The organism is Pseudonocardia sp. (genome assembly GCF_050250275.1).
Classification (GTDB): domain Bacteria; phylum Actinomycetota; class Actinomycetes; order Mycobacteriales; family Pseudonocardiaceae; genus Pseudonocardia.
Map to the genome: position 1 here is coordinate 170,733 of NZ_JBFWOY010000006.1, position 22,807 is coordinate 193,539.

Here is a 22,807-nt window from a genome sequence, read left to right on the forward strand (position 1 = left end):
ACCGGGGCCCCACCCGTCCCGGCTCGGCCGTCGTCGCCGCCCCGGCCGGCGACGGCCGACCGCCGACGTCGCGGTCCGCCTGGGACCCCCGATCACGGCGTGGACTCGGCGACGACAGGACGGCCCGCGATGGGGCCGACCGGACCTCCGATGCACCCGAACGGCCCAGCCCCTCCGACGAGGCCACGGCCGGTGTGCCGCAGTCGTCCGAATCGTACCGTCTGATCGCGCTACGCAATCGTTCTTGCATACCTTCGCCGTTGCACCCTTCGGGTTCCGTGCGGACCGCAACCGCTTTCGCGCACAACACGAGTCCCCTGATCACACCCACAACCGCCCTGCAGAATCGCCCCGCCCACCCCGCGACGGTCCCGATCGGTGACCGACCATTCACAATTCGGCACGATTCCGGGGTCCCCATCCTGAGAATTTCGTTAACGCGTCCACGTGCGGGTGCGCAACCATTGAGCCGACGCGTGTCGACACGGGGGCGCAGATTGCGCGGTCGCGTCGACACAGTCGGACACCGGCGCGGCGGCGCCGGGTCGTAGCCTTCCGCAGTGCCGATCACGCTCGACGCCCTGGCCGACCGGACGTTCGCCGCCGTACTGTTCGACATGGACGGCACCCTCGTCGACTCCACACCCGCCGTCGTCCGGTGCTGGGCCCGCTGGGCCGACGAGTTCCGCGTCCCCGCCTCCGCACTCGCGAACGCCCACGGCAGGCCCGCCGCCGAGATCGTCGCCGACGCCCTGCCCGCCGACCAGGTCCCCGCCGCGCTGGCCCGGATCATCGCCCTCGAGCTGGCCGACACCGACGGCGTCGTCCCCCTCCCCGGCGCCCTCGACGCCCTGCGCGCCACCGCCCCCGCCGCCATCGTCACCTCCTGCACCCGCGACCTCGCCCTGGCCCGCATCGCCGCCGCCGGCCTCGCCGCACCCGCCGTGGTCGTCACCGCCGACGACGTCCGCGCCGGCAAACCCGATCCCGAGCCGTTCCTCCGCGCCGCCGACCGCCTCCGCGTCGACCCCGCCCGCTGCCTCGTCGTCGAGGACGCCCCGGCCGGGCTCACCGCCGGCCATGCGGCGGGGGCGACGACGCTCGCCGTCGCCGGCACCCACGACCTCGCCGCGCTCGTCGCCGACGCCCACGCGCCCGACCTGGCACACGTCCGCTTCCTGCGCTCCCCCACCGGGATCCGGGTCGGACACGTCGCCGGCTGACCGTCGGACCCGGCCCGCCGCGGAGATCATCCGCAGCTCAGGCCCCGGTACCGGTGCCCGGTCCGCACCGGTGACGTGGTCCAATCGACCACGATGCTCCCCAAGCTCCGGCCCGGCCCCGCGGTCGTCGGGGCGACCGCGCTGGCCTCGGCGGCGGTCGCCGTCGGCGGCCTGATCGTGGCCGCGTCGATCTCCGCCCCCGCGCCGCCCGCCGAGCTGCCACCCGCCGCGGCCGTCGTGTCGACCGCGCCACCCGACACGACGCCGCAGGCCACCACCGCGGACCCCGCACCGGCCACCACCGACGCCCCCGCCGCCGAGGCCACCCCCGACCGCAGCCGCGCCACCGGCCCGATCCTCGTCGTCGGCGACTCCATCTCCCTGGGCAGCGCCGCGGCGATCAAGGCCGCCCTCGGCGCCGACACCACCGTCGACGCCGAAGTGGGCAGACAGTTCTCCACCGCCCCGGCGAAGGTCCGGACGTGGGCGGCCCGCAACCCCGGCCCGATCGTCGTCGACCTCGGCGCCAACGGCACCGTCTCCGCCGCCGACGTCGACGCCGTCCTCACCGCCGCCGGCCGGCGCCCCGTCGTGCTCGTCGGCACCTTCGTGCCCCGGGCCTGGCAGAACGCCAACAACACGATCCTGCGGGCGGCCGCCGCACGGCACGGCTCCAACGTCGTGTTCCTCGACTGGGCAGCCGCCGTCCGCGCCGCCGGAACCGGTGTCCTCGGTGCCGACCGGATCCACCCCACCCCCGCGGGCCGCACGGTCCTGGCGACGGCGATCCGCGACGCGCTGTCCCGCGCCGCGTGACCCGGGCGGGCGCGGGCACACCCCGGCCGTGGCGAGCGGCGACCAGGCCGTGTCGTCGTACGGCGGCGGGCAGGTGCGGGCACCCGGGCCGTCCCGACACCCCCGGCCGGTGCGGCGAGCACGGCGTCGCGCCGCAGGTCAGAGTTTCCCGGCGCGCTCGCTCCAGCTGATCGCGTCGAACAACGTCCGCAGCCGAGCGGCGCGGGCCGGGCTCCCCGTCGCGACCCAGCCGATGCGGCCCAACAGATGGGCCCGGAAATCGGGATGTGCCCCGCGGTTCTACGACGACGGGCTGGCCGAGCTCGCCGTCCGCCACGGGGTGGCGGTCGAGGGCTGAGCGCTGCCGGCGCGACGGCGCGCGTCATGGATTCGTCGCATACCCTCCGCCGACCAGCGCGGTCCGACCCGCCCCGGCGGCCGGACGCTGACCGCAGGACGAGCGCTGCCGTGTGGAGCATCTTCCGTGCGGGCTGCGCACAGTCGCTGCGGACATGAGCGGCAGGTCGGGGACGTGCGCGGACGAGTCGGTCTGTAAGCCGGATCCTGTTCCCGGGGACCTCGCGGTCCTCCGTTCGGCGACCATCCATCTCGGTCCGCCGTTGCCGACGCACTCTTGCGGCCTACCCGCAGACTCGGACGGGCCGCCCTCGGACGTCTGCGCAGCTCCCTCGCGGGAGCCTTTTGGCCTTGCTCCGGGTGGGGTTTACCGAGCCACCCCGGTCACCCGGGGTGCTGGTGGTCTCTTACACCACCGTTTCACCCTTACCGCCGGCTCGCGCCGGAGGCGGTCTGTTCTCTGTGGCACTGTCCCGCGGGTCGCCCCGGGTTGCCGTTGACAACCACCCTGCCCTGCGGAGTCCGGACTTTCCTCGGCGACGACCCGGAGGCCGTCGACGCGGCCGCCCGACCGACTCGTCCGCACCCCCGACTCTACGTGCCCACGGTGTGACGCGATCACCACGGGGTGGACATGCCTATCGCGTGACCGCCGATTACCGTCGGTCCGTGCTACACCTGACCCCCGGGAGCCTGACGTTCCTGCTCATCGCCGGGCTCGTCGCGGGAGCGGTCAACGCGATCGCGGGCGGCGGGTCGCTGCTGGTCTTCCCGGCGCTGCTGGCGGTGGGGCTGCCCCCGTTGAACGCGAACGTCACGAACTCGATCGCGCAGTGGCCCGGCTATCTGGGCAACGTGGCGGGCCAGCGCACGGAGCTGGTGGGGCAGGGCAGGCGGATCGCGTGGACGTCCGGGGTGGCGGTCGCGGGGGCGGCCGTCGGGTGTGTGCTGCTGTTGTTGTTGCCGCAGAGCGTGTTCGACGCGGTCGTTCCAGTACTGGTGTTGCTGGCGAGCCTGGTGATGGCGGTCGGGCCGTGGCTGAAGAGGCGGATCGGCACCCCTGAGGCCGGCGCGCCGGACCGGATGACGGTGCTGCTGCCCGCGGTGTTCCTGGCCGCGGTGTACGGCGGCTACTTCGGGGGCGCGCTGGGCGTCATCCTGATCTCGACGCTGTCGTTGCTGGCCAACGACACGCTGGTGCGGCTCAACGCGTTGAAGGGGCTGCTGTCGCTGATCGTGGCGACGGTGACGGTGCTGATCTTCTCGTTGCGCGCGCCGGTCGAGTGGCTCGCGGTGGCGTTGCTGGCGCCGGCGACGCTGGTCGGCGGGTTCGTCGGGGCGCGGATCGCGCGTCGGATGCCAGAGAACGTGCTGCGCTGTGGCGTCGTGCTGCTGGGTGTGGGCGTCTCGATCTGGCTGTTCCTCAAGTAGATGGGTGCGACGGCGGGTGCGGCGGCGCTGCTGGCCGTCGTGCTCGTCGTCGCGGTGGTGCGTCCGCGCGGGCTGCCGGAGGCGGTCGCCGCGGTCCCGGCGGCGGGGATCGTCGTCGCGACGGGGTTGTTGTCGTTGCCCGCCGCGTGGGCGGAGGTGGTGGCGCTCGGCCCGACCGTCGGGTTCCTGGCGGCGATCCTGCTGTTGGGCAGGCTCGCGGAGGCCGAGGGCGTCTTCGACTGGTTGGGGGCGCGGCTGGCGGCGGGGTCGCGGGGGCGACCGGTGCGGCTGTTGGGCCTGGTGTTCGGGGCGGCGTCGGCGACCACGGCGGTGCTGAGCCTGGACGCGACGGTGGTGCTGCTGACGCCGGTGGTGCTGCTGACGGCGCGCCGGCTCGCGCTGCGGGCCCGTGCACACGCCTACGCGTGCGGGCACCTGTCGAACTCTGCGTCGCTGCTGCTGCCGGTGTCGAACCTGACGAACCTGCTGGCGTTCGGCGCGGCGGGGGTGTCGTTCCTGGGGTTCGCGGGGCTGATGGCGCTGCCGTGGGTGGTGGCGATCGCCGTCGAGTACGTCGTGCTGCGCGTGTTCTTCCGCGTGGACGTCCCCGAGCCGGTCGCCCTCGTCGCCGTCGAACGGAATCCGGCGCCCCGCTTCGCGCTCGGCGTGCTCGGGCTGACGCTGGTCGGGTTCGGGGTGTCGTCGACGGTCGGGCTGGAGCCGGTGTGGGTCGCCGCGGCGGGGGCGGTGGTGCTGGCGGCCCGCTGCCTGGCGACGGGGCGTATCGACGTGGCCGGTGTGGGGCGGGCGGTCGATCCGCTGTTCTGCCTGTTCGTGCCGGCGTTGGCGGTCGTGGTCGCGGCGGTGAGCGCCCACGGGCTGAGCGACCTGCTGCGGAGGCTCGTGCCGACCCCGGACGCCACGTCGTTGCTCGCGCTGCTGGCGGTGGCGGGGATCGCGGCGGCGCTGGCCAACGTCGTCAACAACATCCCGGCGACGCTGGTGCTGCTCGACGTGCTCGCGACCGCTCCCCCGGGCGCCCGGACGGGGCTGGTCCTCGCCGCGCTGCTGGGGGTGAACATCGGGCCGAACCTGACGTTCGTGGGGTCACTGGCGACGTTGTTGTGGCGGCAGGTCCTGGGGTCGCGCGGCACGCGGGTCGGGGCGGGCGAGTTCACCCGGCTCGGTGTGCTGACGGTGCCGTTGGCCCTGGCCGGGGCGACCTGCGCGCTGTGGCTGGGCCTGCGCGTCGCCGGTCTCTAGGCCGCTGCGGGAGCCGGCGGTCAGGACGGCAGGTGCGAGGTGTCGTTGACCAGCCGGACCGAGGTGCCGCCGTCGGGGTAGAAGTCGGCGACCGAGAGCGAGGCGGTGTCGAGGTGGAGCCGGTAGAGGATCGACGGGCCCGCGCCGAGGGCCTGCTGCAGCAGCAGCTTGATCGGGGTCACGTGGCTGACGACGACGACCGTCGACGCCGGGTACTCGGCCAGGATCGCGTCCCGCTCGATCATCACCCGTGCGCCGACCTGCGCGAAGCTCTCCCCGCCGGGCGGGGCGACGTCCTGGCTGCCCAGCCAGCGGGCGTGAGCGTCGGGGTCGAGGTCGCGGGCCTCGGCGAAGGTGAGTCCGTCCCAGGTGCCGAAGTTCGTCTCGATCAGGCCCTCGCGCACGACGAGCGGCGCACCGGTCGCGTCGGCGACGGCCTGGGCGGTGGCGCGGGTGCGGCGCAGCGGCGAGGTGAGGACGGCCGCGATCCCGGTGACGCCGGCGAGGCGGGCGGCGGCGCCGGCGGCCTGGGCGCGGCCGAGTTCGGTGAGCTCGGGGTCGCCGTGCCCGGAGTAGCGGCGCTCGACCGACAGCGGTGTCTGGCCGTGGCGCAGCAGCAGCATCCGGGTGGGCGCACCGACCTGGCCGGTCCAGGCGGCGCTCGCCGCCGGGGCGGACGAGGTCACAGACCCGACTCCGAGGTGCGGACCAGGATGGCGCCGCACTCCTCGCAGTGGACGACGTCGTCGGCGGCCGCGGCACGCAGCTGGCCGATGAACGTGCGGTCGAGCTCGAGACGGCATGCGCCGCAGCGGCGTTCGCGCAGCGGCCCGGCCCCGACCCGGCCCTGGGACAGGCGGGTCTCGTAGGCGGCGAGCAGGTCGGCGGCGCCGATCGCGGCGACGGCGGCGGCACGGGCGCGCCGGCGCCCCGCCTCGGAGGCGGTGATGTCGGCGAGGGCGGACTCCCGGCGGGCGGCGACGTCGGTCAGGGTCTCCTCGGCGGTGGCGAGCTCGCCGCGGGCGTGGTCGAGGTCGATGCCGACCGCTTCCCGCTGTTCCATGATCTCCAGCTGCTCGTCCTCGAGGACGCCTTGGCGGCGGCCGAGGGTTTCGAGCTCGTGCTGCAGGTCGGCGGCCTGCTTGGCACCGACCCCGGCGGCGGCGAGCATCTCGTGGTCGCGGACGGTGCGGGCGCGCACCCCCTCGACGTCGCGTTCGATGCGGCGGATGTCGCGGTCGAGGTCGCCCGCGGTGGTCTCGATGCCGATCAGCTTGTCCTTGGCCGCCTGCACGGCCTTCTCGGCGGTGGCGTGCTCGCCGTCCTCGGGGAGGGTGCGGCGGCGGTGGGCGAGCCGGGCCAGCTCGGCGTCGATCTCCGCGAGGTCCAGCAGCCGGCGTTGGTCGGCTGGGTCGGCCTTCATGTGGGGTTCCTTCCGATGGTCCACGGGTCGGTCCGCAACCGCGAGACACCGACGTCGACGCTACCGCCTGTCGCGGCGCGCACGACGTCGGCGGCCTGCGCACACCACGGCCATTCCGATGCCCAGTGTGCGACGTCGACGAGCGCGGGGCGTGGCGGGCGGGGCCCGGTCCCGGCGAGGACGTGCTCGGAGGCGGGATGGTGGCGCAGATCGGCGGTGACGTAGGCGTCGACGCCGGCGGCGGCGGCCGCCTCCAGTGCGGAGTCGCCGGCGCCGCCACAGACGGCGACGCGGCGGATCACACGGTCGGGGTCGCCCGCGGCACGAACGCCCCACGCGGTGGCGGGCAGGCCGGCGGCGACGCGGTCGGTGAAGGCGGACAACGGTTCCGCAACGTCCAGCGTCCCGATCCGGCCGAGCCCGAGCGGTGACGGCAGCTCGGCGAGCTCCAGGACGTCGTAGGCGGGTTCCTCGTACGGGTGGGAGGCGAGCAGCGCGGCCACGACGGCGCCGCGGCGGTGTCGCGGCAGGACCATCTCGATGCGGGTCTCGGCGACGCGTTCGAGCCGCCCGACCGCGCCGACGGCGGGTGTCGCGCCCTCGTGCGGCAGGAACTGGCCGGTGCCGGCCGTCGCGAACGAGCAGTGGCTGTAGTCGCCGATCTCACCGGCGCCGGCGTCGGCGAGCGCCTCGTGGACGGTGGAGAGCGCGGGCCCGGTCGGGACGAAGGCGACGATCTTGTCCAGCGGTGGGGCTGCAGCGGGCTGCAGCGGGCCCTCGACGGTGAGCCCGATCGCGGCGGCGAGCGCGTCGGACACGCCGGGTGAGGCGGAGTCGGCGTTGGTGTGGGCGGTGAACAGGGCGGCACCGCCGCGGATCAGCCTGTGCAGCAACGCCCCTTTGGGGGTGTCGGCGCCCACGCCGTGGACGCCGCGCAGCAGCAGCGGATGGTGGGTGACGAGCAGGTCGGCACCGGCGGCGAGCGCTTCGTCGACGGTCTCGGCGACGGCGTCGACGGCGATGTGGACGCGGCGGACCTCATCGTGCGGGTCGCCGCAGACGAGGCCGACGGCGTCCCAGTCGGCGGCGAGCCGCGGCGGGTACGCGGCTTCGAGGGCGGCGATGACCTCGCGCAGCGTGGTCATGCGGCGGCCTCCGACGTAACGTCGGCGAGCGCGGTCCGCAGGGCGTCGGCCAGCCGGGCGGCCACGTGGGGGGCGCGGACGGCGACGCGGACGTGGTCGGGTCCGAGCCCGGGGAACGTGTCGCCGCGGCGGACGGCGATCCCCATGGTGCGCAGCCGTTCGCGCGCGGCGGTGCCGGCCCCGCACGGCAGGGTGAGCAACAGGTACGGCGCGACGCCGGGGGCGACGTGCACCCCGGGGACGGCTGCCAGCGCGGCGGCCTGCTCGGCCCGCCACGCCGAGAGCCGGGCCGCGGCGTCGGCCGCGGCGGCGACGGCGGCGGGTTCGCTGCAGGCCCGTACCGCCTCCAGCACGAGCGTGCCGACGGGCCAGTGCGGCCGCCCGACCGCAAGGCGCGCAAGGAGCTCCGGGGAGCCGAGGGCGTAGCCGGCGCGCAGCCCGGCCAACGCCCAGGTCTTGGTGAGGCTGCGCAGCACGAGCAGCCCGGGGACCGAGGTGTCGTGGGCGAGGGACTCGGGTTCGCCGGGGACGGCGTCGGCGAACGCTTCGTCGACGATCAGCGTCCGTCCCGGCCGGGCCAGCGCGCGCACGGTGTCGGCGGGGTGCAGCACACCGGTCGGGTTGGTCGGGTTGCCGACGACGACGAGGTCCGCCTCGGCGGGCACGGCGGCCGGGTCGAGGCGGTGCTCGGTGGCGGCGTCGGTGAGGACGCGCACGACCGGCACGTCGGCGTCGCGCAGCACGGCCTCCGGCTCGGTGAACCCGGGGTGCACGACGGCGGCGAGCGAGGGCCGCAGCCGCGGGAGCATCGCGAACCCCTCGGCGCTGCCGGCGAGCACGAGGACGTCGGCGGCGTCGCGGCGGTGCCGGGCGGCGACGGCCTCGCGGGCGGCGGCGTCGTGGGCGGCCGTCGGGTAGGCGGCGAGGTCGTCGAGGGCCGCGGCCAGCCGGTCGCGCAACCACCGTGGCGGCGCGTCGCCCTGCACGTTGACGGCGAGGTCGAGCAGGCCGGGCGCGGTGTCGACGTCGCCGTGGTGACGCAGCGGGTCCGCGGGGGGCGGGCCGGGGTCGTCGTGGTCTCGCACCATGGGACGCCACCCTACGGTGATCGGTCCGGGCCCCCTCCCGGGACGAGCCTCACCACCGCGAGCCGGCCGGTTTGCGCGGCACGGTGTGCGCTGCATCGGGGTAGGTCATACCGGTCGATGGCCGGAGCTTCCCGGCCGTGCGGCACAGCACGTGCCCGTCCCGACTGGTCGCGTGCCGGAGACAGCCGTTCTCACCACGACCGGCCCGCGCACGACCTGACGACCCGACGCAGGCGGTTCCGCGGACCGCTTTCCGCCGAGCCGGGAGAGCCCCATTCCTCGTGCGGTCCTCGCGCCGAGCCGGGGTCTCCATCCACCCTGCGTATGTGGACGTCGGCACCGCTGCGGCTGCCGGCCTTCACCCCCCGCCCGTGGTCGGATCGCCGACCAGATGTGAGCAGATATCACCTCGGTAGAAATCCCGGGGATTGTCGTGAAACACCCTTCGACGAAGGCTCGACGGGATGCGCCGCATCGAGACGGAGGGGTCGTCGCCGTCCCAGTGCGGGTAGTCGGTGCTGAACATCAGTACCTCTTCCGCGTGAATCATGTCGAACATCTCCAGCAGATGCGACCTCTTTTCAGGTTCATACATCGGCTGCGTCGTCACCCGAATGTGCTCTCGCACGTAGTCGCTGGGAGGGCGCCGCACCCATGGCGTCTCTCGGCGCAGACCCTTCCAGTTCGAATCCATCCGCCAGAGAAAATGGGGCAGCCAGGCAAATCCGGCCTCGACAATTCCCACCTTGAGGCGCGGGAACCGCTCGAAGACCCCCTCGAAGATGAGGCTGCACAGATGCGCCATGAATGTCGTGGCCGAGCACGACAGGTACTCCACGAAGTACGATGGAGCCTGGACGGGCAGGAGGGCCGAGTTCACGCCGGCCGCGACTCCGCCCGGATGCACCGTGATCGGGAATCCACACGACACCGCGGCCTCGTATATCGGGTACATCTGCCGCTTTCCGAGCAGAACGTTCGCGTTGGGGACGAACACGCACACCATCGAAGGATGATCTGCCCACCGAGAGATCTCCTCGGCGGCCTGCACAGGATCCTGCGGAGCCACCACCACAGAGCCCTTCCACCGGGGATCGCGGTTCAGCCAGTTGTCCGCAAGCCAGGAATTGTAGCCCGCAGCCAATGCCGCAGCGAGGTCTGCATTCGCCAGGCCACCGAGACCGAGGATGTCACCGCCCATGAGGACCGCGGCACCCAGGTTGTGACGATCAAGGAGGTCAGCGGCGCTGAACGCCGGGTCCGAGCATGCCGCTGCGCCCGATGGCGGAGCTGCATCGAGCCGGGTCGAGCCACCGAGGTTCACGTAATGGGTGGACGGAGGGGCGAAGGAGGCCTTGCCGCCGGCTTCAGGTCGGCCGGCGCGAAGGTGACCATGCCATTCCTCTCCCATGTAGTCCTGGAGGTCGACCACGCCCCCCGGTAGGTAGGGGTGGACGTCGGAATCAATGACCGGTCTGCTCAACATGTCCCCGCCGCCCTGGATCATCATCTGATCGACCTGTGCCATCCTCGACGAGCTGCGCATACAGTCGCCCTTCGTACAACCGGACCGGAATACTGCGCAGCGTGAATCGAGGATCTGCCAGGCATTGCAGGGTCGTCATGTTGAACTCCCAGCGATGCCAGGGACAGACGAGAACCTGGAAATCTCGACCCAGTTCCAGATCGTGTGGCGCAGAGGGAACCAGCGTGCGCTCCACGCGTCCACGCCCTATGGGAGCCCCGTGGTGGGGGCACCAGTTGCGAAGTCCGACGAACTGACCGCCGACGTTGACGACGACGACGGAAACGTTTCCGACGTCGAACACCCGCATTTCAGCGGGGGGAACGTCATCGGCCAGGCAGAGGGCCACCTCCGCCATCACATCGACACCTCGTCGCGGGTGGGATGGATCGGGGCGTCGTCGTCCACCGGTGCGCGGGTGTCGCCGCCGCGGGCCCGGCGGTTCACGGCCACCCCAAATGGTTCGACGCGTCGAAGTAGATGGCGGGACGAGGGCCACCTGCCTCCCACTCTCCGACGGGAACACCGCCCGAGCACTCCTGCAGGAACGCGGTCCAGCCGGCGAGAACCTCCGCCGGCCCGCGCGCCAGCATCAACACGCCGAACCTGAGAACAACGTTGTTCCCTTCCGCGAACGTCCGGCGGAAGTAGTTCATCGCGTTCGCGACATCCAGCTCACGAAAATAGAGCAGCGACAAGTCGGAGTAGTCCGAGCTCGGGACGTGGCGCAGACCGTCCGGAACGTCCGCAGGAACATAGCGAACGGGCGAGAGGAACCAGTCGATGTCTGCGTCCGCGACACCTGCCAGCACCTCGCGGTCGAGGCGCTCGCTCCCACACATCCACAGGCCACGGGCACCGGCTCCGAGCGCACGGAGGTCGGCCACACACCGCGACAGATCCTGCGCAACGTCGTGCCGGCTGAACTGGCGGGTGAAGAGAAAGTGGCGGGAACCGTGCGTCACGACCTCATGTCCCTCGTCGACCATGCGGGAGATGACCTCTGTACGGTGCGGGACGTCGCGGCCCAGGAACGCGAACGTCGCACGTGTCCCACTGGCCTTGGCGGCGTCGAGGATCCTGGCGTAGTCCTCGACGGTCCACCACTTCGAGTGAAGGTTCAGCACCTTCTCCCGTCCGGCAGGGTTTCCGTCCAGGTCCTGCAAGAACCATTCGAGTTCCAGCCTTCGGGTGTCGAGCTCCTTCGTCACACCGGCTCCAATCTGTTCCGGGCTCGCAGGCCCGATGGTCGACAAGCCCCGGTCCGGCGACCGGACTCGGTGCACGTGTCTCGTGAGACATGACGAACGGGTGGTGCCCCGGAACCCACGACCCGCGGACTGTGGCCTGCTGGTCACCGGTGGAGCCAACGTCCCCGGAACGTGATCCACGAATGTCACATCACGGCGTCCCGGAGCAGCAGGACCGCGTCGCATCCCTGGCGCCCGGATCGACCGCATCACCGACGCGGCGGCGCCGGGTCTTCGAGGGCCGCGAGCATCAGGCGGTAGTGACGTTCGACTGCTGCACGTCCCACGATCGGGCATCCATGGGTCGGAGCGATGACCAGAACGTCGAGCGCCTCGAAAATTGCCTGCAGGTCTTTGCGGAGCGGTTCCGGGTCCGCGCCCGAGATCCAGTCGAACTTCGTCAGGAGATGTCGACGCACGGACTCGACGGTTGTGTCGTCGTCGTCGTCGGAACGCAGGACTCGCCGATCGTCGGCGGACCGGAGCTGAACATGGCCGAACGTGTCCGAGGTGAAAAGGGCCCCCGTCCTGCTGTCGAATGCCCACGACGTGGCGAGAAGCCGAAGACTGGGTGCGACCAGTCGAACCGACCGCGAGCGGCCGACAGGCACTTCGCCCTGAGCCGGAACCCTGATCAGCTCTGCCGAGTGTTCGGCGCGGATCGTTTCTCGCTGCGCTATGTCGTCGAAGAAGTCGAACGGGTTGGACACACCCGCGCCGTAGACGTTCTCGATCTCATGTCTGCCCATCAGCCACGCTCCGTTGGCCACACAGTCCGGCTCGAATCGGGTGAAGAAGATCGACAACGGACGCGTCGCCGGCAGCACCGCATCGAGTTGGCGACCGAGACGCTCCCGATCAGCAGGTACGCCGCCGTCGATCAGGAGTGCCCCGTCTTCCTCGAGGAGGAGATACGAGTTCACGAGGGTGTGCGACCCGGCGCCGGGGGGCAGCCAGCTGATCCGCCCGTCCGACGGTAGCGATCCGCCCAGGACGTGAAGTCCGTCCGCAACGAGCTCCGCCGCCGAATGGTTGTGCACCGTGCGCCGCCTTCCGTCGATCATCGTGGTGTGTGCCCGTGGATCGTCGACCCGCATCGACATGCGGACGAGTGTGGACACGAGCGGTGAGGCACCGGGATGTCCCCCGCCTAGAGCGCGGTCAACGTCACCGGGAGCGACACGTACTCGTCGTAGAACGTCGATGACGTCAACCTGGGCGGGCTGTCCGGATCGATCTCGAGCCCGGCCTCGAACAAGTGCAGGGCCAACGTCGTCATCGTTCCGTAGACATGCGCGCTACCACCGTCTGCGGTGCGCCGCGGGAAGCCCGTGATCACCGTACGGCCGATACATGAATGGGGACCCGCCCCGAACGCCAGACCCCACGGCCGGTTCCGCCCGTCCTCCCGCAACGGGTTGAACTCGAGCGCGTCCGGGCCGAAGGTGGCGGCCTCCATGTTCGCGGGCACGAACCAGAGTGCGAACTTCGCACCGGCCGTGACGCGACGCCCGGTCGACGCCAGTAGACAGTCCTCACGAGCCTCCCGGAGGCGCGCGGGCGATGCCACGAAGAACCGCAGCGACTCGTTGACCGCTCTCTGGATGAAGTCCTGGTTCACCAGTTCGGGCCGGTACTCCGGATGGTCGGCCATCCAGTCGAGCAGCCGCACGATGAAGTGCGGGAAGGCGCCGGCCGTGGTGGTGATGGACGCCATCAGGAACATCATCGTCTCGGCGAGAATGGTGCCGGCGTCCTCGTCGGGACGAAGATTCTGCAACAACAAGGAGATCAGGTCACGAGGAACGTCCCCGGCAGCACGCCGACCGGCGCGTACCTCCGCCAGGAGGTTCCGGCGCCGGGCTACCGAGCTGTCGAAGAAGTCTCGACGCAGAGCCGCCCGGGCCTCGAGGCCCCGTCGGAGGATCTCCTCATGGTCACCGACCTGCCAGCCGATCGTCACCGCAGCGGCAATGTCCTTGACGTACGTCGTCAGTGTGGCCGCACCCGCTGCGTCACCGGCACCGTCGATGCCGGCCAGCACCGCCGGGATGGCCTGCGCCATCCGCCATGTCAGTGGCACGAGGTCTGTCCGAACCACCCCCGACGCGTCCTTCAGGGACCTGAGCTCGTCCATTGCGGCAGCCATGGAAGGCAACAGCGCAGCCTGCCGGTAGTACTCGATCCGGTCGGGACGGAACAGCTTCGACTCGATCCTCCGGCGTTGTGAGTGCTCCAGCCCGTCCAAGGTCGACAACGCGCCGGGGATGAGCTGTGAATGCCCGACACGGGACGCGACCTGAATGAAGGAGGACGATTTCAGGATCTCCTCGATCTCTGCGGAATCGGTGACGTGCACCATTCCGGAGACGAGGGGGCTACGAACAGGGTCGAGTGCCATCAGCCCTCCACGATCGACAGAGTCTTGCGCGACTGATCGGTCGACTTCGATGTACTCTGCTGGCCACGACTGTTACCGGGCGCCGACGCTTTCGATCTCGGCCCTGCCGTCGGCTGCGAATGCAGACGCACTCGATCCTGCAATCCGCCCGAACACCGAGCCGGACGTCAGCCCCGTGCCACCCGGGTAGTTGAAGTAGAAGAGTCCGCCGACCAGCTCACCACACGCGAACAAGCCTGGGATCGGAGCAGCCTCGCTGTCGAGGACCTCCGCGTCGGTGCTGATCCGAAGTCCACCGAACGTGAAGGTGATGCCACACGTGACCGCGAACGCCTGGAACGGCGGCGTGTCGATCCGCTGTGCCCAGTTCGACTTCTCGATGCGCAGGCCTGTCGTGCGCTTACCGTCCCGAATGTTCGGATCGAACTCGACGTCGGACACCGCGGAGTTGAACTGGTCGACCTCGCGAAGGAAACCTTCCGGGTCCACGCCGTCCATCCGCTTCACGAGCGCTGCCAGGCTGTCGGCCCTGACTTTCGACGTCTGGCGGATGCGGTACTCGTCCCGTAGCAGGTGCTCGCTCTTCCCGTCGAACACCTGCCACGCGAACTGGCCGGGCTGGGCCAGAACCTCGCGTCCGTACTTGGCATAGGTGTAGTTGCGAAAATCGGCGCCCTCGTCCACGAATCGCTCGCCGCGCGCATTGACCATGATGCCGAACGGATAGCTGTGCTTCTGAAACCCGTCGCCGACTGTCAGATCGCCGAATTCGGGAGCATTCAGGTCCCAGCTGACAGCATGGCATCCCGACCAGTTCCCGGCCGCGCTGGCACCGACATCGAGCGCGATCCGAATTCCATCGCCCTGGTTGTAACGAGTGCCGCGAACCTTTGCCAGATCCCACCCCGGACCCAGGTAGCGGGTCCGCCACTCCGCGTTGGCCTCGAATCCTCCGCTCGCAAGGACCACGGCATCGCACGCCAGCACGCGCGTACCGTCCTTCTGGCGTACCCGCACGCCCTCGACCCGGGCGTCGCCCCGCTCGAGCCCGATCGCCCTGGTGTCATGGAGGATCGTGATGCCGGCACGCCCGGCGGCGGCCATCAGCGCACTGACCAGGCCCGGCCCACCGCCGTTCGCCTCGACCGTCATACCGCCCCAGAAGCGGAACCGCCCGTTGACCTTGAAGGCCTGACGGCCATACATCGGCAGAAACCGGACGCCCTTCTCGCGCATCCAGCACAGCGTCTGGAAGGAGCGCTCGACCAGCACCTCGACGAGCTCCGGGTCGGCCCGGTGCTCGGTGACCCTTTCCATGTCCTCGTAGAAGGCGGAGGCCGGATACGAGCCGAAGTCGGTGTCGTCGACCTCGCGCTGGCTCAACTCAGGCATCAACCGCCTCAGGTCCTCGACGCCCTCGTAGACCACGCGCATACCGCCGGCCGTGTAGGCGGTGTTCCCGCCCTGCTCCGCCTCGGGCGCAGCCTCGAGAACCGTGACCGACGCACCCTGCTCCCGGGCAGCCAGCGCCGCACACAGACCGGCATTCCCTGCACCGACCACGATGACTCGCATGTTCGGCTGTCGTGCGTCCACATCTACCTCCACGCTTGTGTATGCCGCTGCATACGGGTGGTCGGTCTGACCATCCGCCTCTGAGCTGTCGGCCGACAGTGCACAGAGTCCGGCCGTGGTGGTCGAGCGTCGCTCCGAAGAGCGGACCGGCGCGCGGTCTAGCGACCGCTTCCGTGGTGCCCGCTGCACGGCGCGGTCACCCCGCAGGCCGACCGTTCCGTCGAGGCAGAGCCCGACCGGAACCTCGTCGACCCCGGGACAGGGATCGGAACCCGGCCTCTGCCCTCGCCGAGCAGAGGTCCGCTACAGGTCAGAGGGGACCCTCCTCCAGTTCCCAGACCCGCAGCCTGATGTCCCGTGCACGCGAGAAATGGGCCTCCGCGATGTTTCCGGCTTCCGTCGCGTCGCCCGCGACGATCGCCGCGACGAGTCGCTTGTGCTCCCCGAGCGCCTCCGCCCATCTGTCCTTGTACGACAACGTCGTCGCCGGATAGCGGATGAGGTGCATGTTCAGCCTGCCCAGCAGGTCGACCAGCGACTCGTTGTGCGAGGCCGCCCAGACACCCTTGTGGAACTCACGGTTCCTGCGGGCCATCTCGGCGGGATCGCTGGTGTCGACCTCGGTGAGCGCTGTCATGAGGCGCTCGATCCGGACCAGATCCAGCTGCGTCCGCCTCGCTGCTGCGACGCGCGCAGCCGTCGCCTCCAGCACGATGCGCACCTCGTAGATGTCCAGAATCTCTTCCGGGCTGCGCTCCCTGACGACCAGACCTCGCTCACCCCGCCGGACGAGGCCGTCCTGTTCCAGCCGCGACAGCGCCTCCCGGACCGGGGTCCGGCTGACCCCACACCACTCGGCGAGCGCCGATTCCACCAGCTGCGCCCCCGGCTCGAGTGCGCCGCTGACGATCGCGTCACGAAGTCGTTCGTACGGCGCCGGCCGTTGCTGACCATCTGGAAGATGGCCTCGGCCGCCGTTCAGCAGTCCCGACACTGATGTCCCCTTGCCGTGTTGGACACGGTCCCCACCCTGTGGACCCGAACAAGAACTGTCAGTCGGCATGGTATGCCTCGTACGACGGCCCTCAGTTCGATGACGTGGAAGCATCACCTCTGACCGAACGCGGGATGTACCTGCCGCCGCCCGCAGGACCCACAACGGCCCCGTCGTCCAGCACGACCCGCCCGCGCTGCATGGTCCACAGCGCCCGACCGCGGACGCGGCTCCCCTCGTACAAGCTGTAGTCGGAGTTCCCGTGCTGGTCCGCCGCGCGGACGGTCCATTCCTGCGCCGGGTCGAATATCGCGACGTCGGCGTCCATCCCCACTGCGATACGTCCCTTCCGCGGGAGATCGAAGATCTCCGCCGGGCGTTCGCAGACCCGCTTCACCAGCATCTCCACAGGGACCGATCGTCGGTGCACGCCCTCGTTGAAGATCAACGGGAAGAACTGCTCGACGCCCGGGATTCCGGACGCGACATCGAAGATGTTGGGCTCGCCGTGATGCTTTGCGACGCAGGTCTGCCCCGAGCAGTCACTGGCGACGATGTCGATGCCGTCGTCGAGAACCCCCTGCCAGAGGCCATCACGATCGGTGGCCGTCCGCATCGGCGGGGAGATCTTGGCCCGACCGCCGATACGGATCTGGTCATGATCCTCCAGAAGCAGGTAATGAGGGCAGGTCTCGGCATAGCGGGCCGGTCCACCGCGCTGCCGGAACTGGCGGACGATGTCGACGGACTCAGCGGTACTGACATGCACGACATAGCAGTCGCAGCCCGCGACCTCGGCCAGTGACAGCGCCCTGTAGACGGCCTCGCCCTCGAGCTGGGGAGGACGCGACGCAACGTAGTCCGACACCGAGACCCGGCCGGCACTCCGCATCTGGTCCTCGAGGAGCTCGATCGCCAGACCGTTCTCGCAATGCACCATGCAGAGCCCGCCGACCCGCGCGATCGCCTGCATGAGGCCCAGCGCCATGTCGTCGGCGAACATCCGCTTCTGCCGGTGGAACGCGAAGAAGATCTTGAACGAGGTGACTCCCCGGTCCAGCAAGGGGGCCAGAACATCCAGCGGGTCGTCCGCAGGCGTCAGGATGACGTGCAGGCCGAAATCCAGGTACGAACGTTGCTCACCATCCCGGATGAACTCGTCGACCATGTCGATCACGTCCGTGACCGGGGAGTTCAGAGGCCGACCCGCGAACGACATGAGGGTCGTCACACCACCGTGCGCGGCTGCGTAGGAGAACGACTCCAGGTCGTCGTAGTAGTACGGGTGGTTGTGGCTGTCGATGAGTCCCGGGAGGACCAGCCTTCCGCCCGCATCGACCACCGACGTCGCGTCGCCGCGACTCAGCGAGGGGGCCACCTCCACGATGCGGTCGGCGACGATCCCGACATCAGCGATACGTGATCCGCTGCCACTGACAACAGTTCCGCCCTTGATCAGCCAGTCGTACACGATGACCTCACTCCGCGTCTCCGGCGATGTTCATGATGTTCGGGTACCGCTCACGACGGGGTTTCACTCGCAACCCCGAGGAGGGAGCGATAGAGCCACTGGATCACGAACCCGTTGTTCTGCAGCCACAGGAAGTCGAATCCCTCGGCGGTGAGGGTGTCGATCCGGGCGCGTGTCTCCGACACCGACCGTGAGAACTGGTAGCCGACGTTCGCGCCGACGAGCACCCCGTGCTCGCGCCCGGCCTCGATCACGGAGGCAGTGAACTTCCGCACGTCGGGATGCTCGTACTCGAAGTCGTGTCCCAGCATCCGGGAGATGTCGGTCATGCCGAGCGACACCGCTCGCAATCCGGGGATCGCGAGTATGCCCTCGATGTTCTCGATTGCGCTCGCGCTCTCGATCAGCGGCATCACGAGGCATTCCGCGGAAACCGTCTTCGCATACTCGGCGAACTCGTCGTCACCGAACGGGTGCAGATGGATGTCACGATGCCAGTCCTTCGACACCGCGACGAGCTGCTCCACCTCTTCCACCGTGGCGCACGACGTCATCACACCTGACGCACCGCAGCCGAGCGCACGAACGGCATCAGCCGCCATGTGGTGGTCGGTGCGGTCGAACCAGGGGTACCCCGGGATACGCACCAGCACATCCATGTCGAAATGCTGCCCCGCACGGACCATGGCCGCGATCGTGGACCAGTCGGTCGGGCAGAACATCATGTCCACCAGAGCGGCGTCGACGCCCGCGAACCCCATCACCTCGGTCAGCCTCGGACTCCCGATCGTATCCATGCTCCCGAGGGGACGACCCCCACTGCTCAGCTTGTCCAGAAATCTACCCATCAGCCTGAAGCCTCCGTGCGTTCTCCCGCCCAAAATTCGCGGATGGCGGTACTCGGCGCAAAATCGTAACGACCTTTCTGGCACAGCATCGAGGCGTCGTGCACGTGCCGGTCGGTCGTGCCGACACAGTCGCTCGCGTGGACGACGTAGTAGTCGTAGAACGTCGCGTCACGGGCCGTCGACTCGACACAGCCCTGCGTCACTGCTCCCCCGATGACGACCGAAGCGATCCCGTTCGAACGGAGGATCAGGTCGAGGTGGGTGCCGACGAACGCGCTCGACCGGTGCTTCTTCACCACCGGCTCGCCTGCCCGCGGCACCAGCGGTGCCACGAACTCCTGGCCCCAGGAGCCGTCGATCGTCCACTCCGGCGGCGCAGTCCCCTGCGTCCGTCGGCGAAGCCACGCCGCTGAGTCGGCACGGGCATCGGGGAGCAGGGTCTGCTGGATCCACACCACCAGGACGCCCGCTTCTCTCGCGGCGTCCACCAGGACACTCATTCTCCGCACGGCCAGCTGGATCGCGCTCAGGTCCTTTCCCAGCTTGCCGTAGTAACCGTCCTCGGCGCAGAAGTCATTCTGCATATCCACGACGAGCAGCGCCGTGTGTTCGACGCGGACGATCTCGGCGACGCTGCTGAATACGTCCTTGCCCCAGATTCGCTGCATCAGCCGACGCCAATCGGAGTGTTCAGGGATTCGAGCACCGCCGGCGATGGGCGCCGACGCTCGATGGTGGCGAAACCCTCGCAGAGGTCCAGCGCGGAATCGTGGAGGTCCGCCCGCGTGCTCGCCACACAGGTCGCCATCACGATGACCCGGAAGTCGAGATTCGCCGCTTGCACGACCGTGGCCAGCACGGACTGCTGAGTCTCGACTCCCGCCAGGAGGAGCGTGTCGACTCCTTCGGACCGCAGGAGCACCGTCATGCTGCTGTCGGACATCGCACCCGATCGAAACCGGGGTACGACGAACTCGCCCATCCGGTCCGCGAACCCCTGGACCGGCTGCGATCCCCACGATCCCGACCGGGCGAACCCGTCCGACAGGCCGTTGCGCCGACACCCGGCGGTCCACGCCGGCGAGTCGGACACACCCGCCGCCAGCGACTCGAGTCGGGAATGGAACACCGGCACCGCGGAACTCCGGCACAGCTCCAGGAGCTCCTCCGCAGCCGGCGCCATCGCGGCGATGGAGTCCACCGCCGCACCCGTCGACGACAACGCGCCACTCGGACTGCAGTAGTCATTCTGCATTCCGGTCACGATGAGCGCTAACACTCCACCCTCCTTCCGACCACCAGATCAACTGTCGAGCGCTTCACGAGGCGGCCGACCGTGCGTATCGGCTCGAATTCTTGACCTCCACGAGTACCGCACGATTCCTGTATACCGCAGTACACCGAATCGGGTCAAGCATTCGAAGAATTTCGTGGACGGTGACGGACCCAGCAGGACACGCCGTCCCGGTTGCACGCTTCGGCTCCACGAATTACTCCGACATACTTCCGGAGAATTGCCTTGCAACCCCCCGCGAGTATCCCCACGGAACGATCACCTGCGACTGTGGGCCCGGCGCGCCCGCCACCACGACGACGACGTCGTCCGGATTCTCGACGATCGGCACCGCCTGCCCGACCCACGGCTTCCAGTTCGGTGTGATTCCTCTTCCTTCCAGGTCAGAACGCTGCCGCCGCGCATTCTCGAAGATGAACATCTGCACGTCCCGCTTGGACCAGCCAGCCTCGGCGAGAATCCTGGCGTGCTCCGGATTCAATACGATCACCGTTTGCGCTCCGGGGCTGTAAAGGTTGTTTCCGCCGAGACTGCTGGCTGTGTCTGCGATACCGCCGAGGAGCGCCAGCGGATCGCGACTCGTGTGGTCGAGGACATTATGACCGCCCTCGGCACGCAATACCAGGACGACTGACGAGTCAGCAGCGGCGATATCCTCGTTGAGTCCGCTCCATGGACTCTCGGCCACATTCTCGGCGACACAGAACGAATACTCCGCCGGCGATCCCTGCACACCGATGTCGCCGTGGCCGGGCCGCATACCCAACAGGAACCCGTAGCTCAGCGCCACTGCACGCCCGATCGTGGCGTTTGCCCTCGATCCCGGCCCGAGGCATCCGTACCCGGAGTTCATCCCGGCTGCGTCAGCGGCCGGTCCGCTGACCAGAACCAGTGTTCCGCTCGGATGGGCGGTGATGGCCGCCTGGAAGAGACGGAACTCCGCTGCGGCCATGCATCGGAACGCCTCGAGGACGATCCGCCCCACCGCGGGTCGACAACCGGCCATCACCGCGATCGCGGCGACGTCGCGGACGACGACACTGGACCGTCGCGCACCCACCGGGGCCCAGACGACATCGTCTGCAGGCGCACCCATCGCCTCGACCATGGTGGAGACGAGGCCCGATCGTGGCGCGATCAGCGGGAGCCCGTCCCCGAACCCGTCGGACTCGACAACCTCGGTGAACTCACCGTCACTGAGCTCGGACTCGACATCCAGCAACCGCCAGCCGGTGCTCACCGATCCGGCGGCGCGGGGCGCGCCGTCTCCCGTCCTGACCACGCCGGCGAGGACATCGGGCCACAGTTCCTTGGCGTCGACCCGCACGTCCTCGGCGGCGGACAGCCGCCAGACCCGCAGCGCGTGGATCGGCAGGCCAGGCACGAGGAAGCTCGCCATCGTGCGGACGACCGACGTCCCGACGCCCTGGCAGATGACACCGGTCGGAATCCCGAGGCCCTCGAGATGGGCTGCGAGCACGACCGATGGTGCGCTCACCCCGGCGTCCGCCAAACCTATGATCACTGCGTCGGTGCTGCCGGCGATCGACGCGGCGAGCTGCTGCAGTGCGGGCTCGCTGAAACCTCCGCCGCCGAGAAGGTCCACCGACCTCCGTTGCACGGTTGCCCCGGCAGATGTGAGCTCCTCCGCGAAGAGTTCGAAAGCTGCGTCGTACGACCCGTACTCGGACCGAATCTTTCCGTTGTCGAACAGCAGCACCTTCTTGCCACTCACCGAGCCGGTACCCGCCGCCGGCTCGAGCGGCGCAGAACCAGGCATCCTGGGGTCGATGATCTCGTTCTCGGTCATCTTTGCCTCCTCTCATTCTGGACGCGAACGACCAGCAACTCAGGAACGGAATCGTGCTGCGGACGACAGACCACCGTCGACCGGTATCGCCGCCCCGGTGATCCAGCCGCTCTCGGCGCTCGCGAGGAACACCGCGAGGTGAGCAACGTCGTCCGGATCTCCGATCCGGCGGAGCGGGAACCGCTGGGCTGTTCGCCGCAGCCGGTCCGACAGCGGCTCCCGGTCATCGACACCGGCCTTCGCATCGCGCTCCATCAGCACGCCCTCGGCGAAGGGAGTGAGCACGAAGGACGGACACATCGAGTTCACACGGATCCCGCTCGGACCGTATTCGGCTGCCATCTGCCGCGCCAGCGCGATGACACCCCCCTTGGCCGCCGAATACGGCGCGTCTCCCAGCTCACCGATCAGTCCCGCTGTGCTCGCGTTGCAGATTATGGACCCACTACCTTGGCGAATCATCGTGGGAAGGACAGCTCGAGCAGTGAGCCATACGCCGGTCAGATCCACCGACAACACGGCGTTCCATGCCTCGAGCTCCGTCTCGTGGGCTTTTCCCGGAATATTGATCCCGGCATTGGCGAACAGGATGTCGACTCTGCCGAACGCGGTGAGCGTGGCCTCCACCATCGCTGTCTGATCCGCTTCGGAGGTGACGTCGGCGACCGAGGATCGACTGGTCCCACCGCCCGCCTGGATCGACGAGCTGCAGTCCGCACCGGACGTCTCGTCGATATCGACGCACATCACCGCCGCGCCTTCACGAGCGAATGCATGAGCGACGGCCCGCCCCAGCCCGGACCCGGCTCCGGTGACCACCGCGACCATGTTCTCGAGTCTCAACACTGCGGGTCTCCCGTCCGGGCATTCCCTCGGCCGCTCGGCAATGGTGCGCTGATCGGCAAATACAGGTC

General features: G+C 69.6%; 22 protein-coding genes and 1 other RNA gene. 5 read left to right on the forward strand and 18 right to left on the reverse strand.

Features of this window, described 5'->3' with window-relative positions; genetic code table 11:
* The first annotated feature begins 560 nt into the window (after positions 1–560).
* The 3 genes from AB7F12_RS08475 (at position 561) to AB7F12_RS08485 (ending at position 2,376) form a co-directional block, all read left to right on the forward strand.
* A complete protein-coding gene (locus AB7F12_RS08475; RefSeq protein ID WP_428499557.1) occupies positions 561–1,223 on the forward strand; it encodes an HAD-IA family hydrolase in 663 nt (220 codons plus the stop codon).
* 93 nt (positions 1,224–1,316) lie between these two features.
* Positions 1,317–2,039 carry a hypothetical protein gene (locus AB7F12_RS08480; protein ID WP_428499558.1) on the forward strand — a complete coding sequence of 241 codons (723 nt, stop codon included), beginning with the start codon at positions 1,317–1,319 and terminating at the stop codon, positions 2,037–2,039.
* A gap of 109 nt (positions 2,040–2,148) precedes the next feature.
* Positions 2,149–2,376 (forward strand): hypothetical protein, encoded by a 228-nt coding sequence (locus AB7F12_RS08485; RefSeq protein WP_428499559.1) that lies wholly within the window; start codon positions 2,149–2,151, stop codon positions 2,374–2,376.
* 179 nt (positions 2,377–2,555) lie between these two features.
* Here AB7F12_RS08485 and rnpB read toward each other — a convergent pair.
* Positions 2,556–2,954: RNase P RNA component class A (gene rnpB / locus AB7F12_RS08490), an RNA gene on the reverse strand.
* A 90-nt stretch (positions 2,955–3,044) separates the two neighbouring features.
* Here rnpB and AB7F12_RS08495 point away from each other — a divergent pair.
* Together AB7F12_RS08495 and AB7F12_RS08500 are read left to right on the forward strand one after the other, a co-directional pair.
* Positions 3,045–3,806, forward strand: a complete 762-nt coding sequence (locus tag AB7F12_RS08495) for a sulfite exporter TauE/SafE family protein (protein WP_428499560.1) — start codon at positions 3,045–3,047, stop codon at positions 3,804–3,806.
* Positions 3,807–5,069: an ArsB/NhaD family transporter gene (locus tag AB7F12_RS08500; protein WP_428499561.1), complete on the forward strand. Its 1,263-nt coding sequence runs from the start codon at positions 3,807–3,809 to the stop codon at positions 5,067–5,069.
* Between the two features lie 20 nt (positions 5,070–5,089).
* Here the strand turns inward: AB7F12_RS08500 and AB7F12_RS08505 are convergent, their stop codons facing one another.
* The 17 genes from AB7F12_RS08505 to AB7F12_RS08585 form a co-directional block, all read right to left on the reverse strand.
* Entirely contained in the window at positions 5,090–5,755 is a 666-nt protein-coding gene (locus AB7F12_RS08505; RefSeq protein WP_428499562.1) for a histidine phosphatase family protein, read from the reverse strand.
* Complete coding sequence (locus tag AB7F12_RS08510; RefSeq protein ID WP_428499563.1) at positions 5,752–6,492, reverse strand: zinc ribbon domain-containing protein; 741 nt, start codon at positions 6,490–6,492, stop codon at positions 5,752–5,754. The genes AB7F12_RS08505 and AB7F12_RS08510 overlap by 4 nt, the downstream gene beginning before the upstream one ends.
* Positions 6,489–7,637, reverse strand: coding sequence for a Nif3-like dinuclear metal center hexameric protein (locus AB7F12_RS08515; protein WP_428499564.1), 1,149 nt, complete (start codon positions 7,635–7,637; stop codon positions 6,489–6,491). Before AB7F12_RS08515 ends, AB7F12_RS08510 begins: the two co-directional genes overlap by 4 nt.
* Complete coding sequence (cobC, locus tag AB7F12_RS08520; protein ID WP_428499565.1) at positions 7,634–8,725, reverse strand: Rv2231c family pyridoxal phosphate-dependent protein CobC; 1,092 nt, start codon at positions 8,723–8,725, stop codon at positions 7,634–7,636. The genes AB7F12_RS08515 and cobC overlap by 4 nt, the downstream gene beginning before the upstream one ends.
* A gap of 358 nt (positions 8,726–9,083) precedes the next feature.
* On the reverse strand, positions 9,084–10,253 hold the full coding sequence (locus AB7F12_RS08525) for an amidohydrolase family protein (RefSeq protein ID WP_428499566.1): 1,170 nt from the start codon (positions 10,251–10,253) through the stop codon (positions 9,084–9,086).
* A complete protein-coding gene (locus AB7F12_RS08530; protein ID WP_428499567.1) occupies positions 10,189–10,608 on the reverse strand; it encodes a Rieske (2Fe-2S) protein in 420 nt (139 codons plus the stop codon). The genes AB7F12_RS08525 and AB7F12_RS08530 overlap by 65 nt, the downstream gene beginning before the upstream one ends.
* 85 nt (positions 10,609–10,693) lie before the next feature.
* Entirely contained in the window at positions 10,694–11,461 is a 768-nt protein-coding gene (locus AB7F12_RS08535) for a polysaccharide deacetylase family protein (protein WP_428499568.1), read from the reverse strand.
* A gap of 248 nt (positions 11,462–11,709) precedes the next feature.
* Positions 11,710–12,603, reverse strand: a complete 894-nt coding sequence (locus tag AB7F12_RS08540; RefSeq protein WP_428499569.1) for a hypothetical protein — start codon at positions 12,601–12,603, stop codon at positions 11,710–11,712.
* A 47-nt stretch (positions 12,604–12,650) separates the two neighbouring features.
* Positions 12,651–13,901 carry a cytochrome P450 gene (locus AB7F12_RS08545; RefSeq protein ID WP_428499570.1) on the reverse strand — a complete coding sequence of 417 codons (1,251 nt, stop codon included), beginning with the start codon at positions 13,899–13,901 and terminating at the stop codon, positions 12,651–12,653.
* A 72-nt stretch (positions 13,902–13,973) separates the two neighbouring features.
* Positions 13,974–15,497, reverse strand: a complete 1,524-nt coding sequence (tcuA, locus tag AB7F12_RS08550) for an FAD-dependent tricarballylate dehydrogenase TcuA (protein ID WP_428499571.1) — start codon at positions 15,495–15,497, stop codon at positions 13,974–13,976.
* Between the two features lie 289 nt (positions 15,498–15,786).
* Positions 15,787–16,470 carry a GntR family transcriptional regulator gene (locus AB7F12_RS08555; RefSeq protein ID WP_428499572.1) on the reverse strand — a complete coding sequence of 228 codons (684 nt, stop codon included), beginning with the start codon at positions 16,468–16,470 and terminating at the stop codon, positions 15,787–15,789.
* 91 nt (positions 16,471–16,561) lie between these two features.
* On the reverse strand, positions 16,562–17,941 hold the full coding sequence (locus AB7F12_RS08560) for a dihydroorotase (RefSeq protein WP_428499573.1): 1,380 nt from the start codon (positions 17,939–17,941) through the stop codon (positions 16,562–16,564).
* A 50-nt stretch (positions 17,942–17,991) separates the two neighbouring features.
* Entirely contained in the window at positions 17,992–18,738 is a 747-nt protein-coding gene (locus AB7F12_RS08565; RefSeq protein ID WP_428499574.1) for an aldolase/citrate lyase family protein, read from the reverse strand.
* A 50-nt stretch (positions 18,739–18,788) separates the two neighbouring features.
* Positions 18,789–19,457 carry a cysteine hydrolase family protein gene (locus AB7F12_RS08570; RefSeq protein WP_428499575.1) on the reverse strand — a complete coding sequence of 223 codons (669 nt, stop codon included), beginning with the start codon at positions 19,455–19,457 and terminating at the stop codon, positions 18,789–18,791.
* The gene (locus AB7F12_RS08575) at positions 19,457–20,068 is read right to left on the reverse strand and encodes a cysteine hydrolase family protein (RefSeq protein ID WP_428499576.1); all 612 of its coding nucleotides are present in this window, start codon (positions 20,066–20,068) and stop codon (positions 19,457–19,459) included. The genes AB7F12_RS08570 and AB7F12_RS08575 overlap by 1 nt, the downstream gene beginning before the upstream one ends.
* Before the next feature lie 211 nt (positions 20,069–20,279).
* A complete protein-coding gene (locus AB7F12_RS08580) occupies positions 20,280–21,893 on the reverse strand; it encodes a UGSC family (seleno)protein (protein ID WP_428499577.1) in 1,614 nt (537 codons plus the stop codon).
* 39 nt (positions 21,894–21,932) lie between these two features.
* On the reverse strand, positions 21,933–22,721 hold the full coding sequence (locus AB7F12_RS08585; protein ID WP_428499578.1) for an SDR family NAD(P)-dependent oxidoreductase: 789 nt from the start codon (positions 22,719–22,721) through the stop codon (positions 21,933–21,935).
* Positions 22,722–22,807: the final 86 nt, after the last annotated feature.

What these genes read in the sequence shown, in the direction of transcription:
- AB7F12_RS08525 (WP_428499566.1), bottom strand. Translation starts at nt 10,253, where the DNA reads ATGGCACAGGTCGATCAGATGATGATCCAGGGCGGCGGGGACATGTTG.
- AB7F12_RS08545 (WP_428499570.1), bottom strand. Translation starts at nt 13,901, where the DNA reads ATGGCACTCGACCCTGTTCGTAGCCCCCTCGTCTCCGGAATGGTGCAC.
- AB7F12_RS08480 (WP_428499558.1), top strand. Translation starts at nt 1,317, where the DNA reads ATGCTCCCCAAGCTCCGGCCCGGCCCCGCGGTCGTCGGGGCGACCGCG.
- AB7F12_RS08565 (WP_428499574.1), bottom strand. Translation starts at nt 18,738, where the DNA reads ATGGATACGATCGGGAGTCCGAGGCTGACCGAGGTGATGGGGTTCGCG.
- AB7F12_RS08540 (WP_428499569.1), bottom strand. Translation starts at nt 12,603, where the DNA reads ATGTCGATGCGGGTCGACGATCCACGGGCACACACCACGATGATCGAC.
- AB7F12_RS08500 (WP_428499561.1), top strand. Translation starts at nt 3,807, where the DNA reads ATGGGTGCGACGGCGGGTGCGGCGGCGCTGCTGGCCGTCGTGCTCGTC.
- AB7F12_RS08515 (WP_428499564.1), bottom strand. Translation starts at nt 7,637, where the DNA reads ATGACCACGCTGCGCGAGGTCATCGCCGCCCTCGAAGCCGCGTACCCG.
- AB7F12_RS08580 (WP_428499577.1), bottom strand. Translation starts at nt 21,893, where the DNA reads ATGACCGAGAACGAGATCATCGACCCCAGGATGCCTGGTTCTGCGCCG.
- AB7F12_RS08530 (WP_428499567.1), bottom strand. Translation starts at nt 10,608, where the DNA reads ATGGCGGAGGTGGCCCTCTGCCTGGCCGATGACGTTCCCCCCGCTGAA.
- AB7F12_RS08585 (WP_428499578.1), bottom strand. Translation starts at nt 22,721, where the DNA reads ATGGTCGCGGTGGTCACCGGAGCCGGGTCCGGGCTGGGGCGGGCCGTC.
- AB7F12_RS08570 (WP_428499575.1), bottom strand. Translation starts at nt 19,457, where the DNA reads ATGCAGCGAATCTGGGGCAAGGACGTATTCAGCAGCGTCGCCGAGATC.
- AB7F12_RS08510 (WP_428499563.1), bottom strand. Translation starts at nt 6,492, where the DNA reads ATGAAGGCCGACCCAGCCGACCAACGCCGGCTGCTGGACCTCGCGGAG.
- cobC (WP_428499565.1), bottom strand. Translation starts at nt 8,725, where the DNA reads ATGGTGCGAGACCACGACGACCCCGGCCCGCCCCCCGCGGACCCGCTG.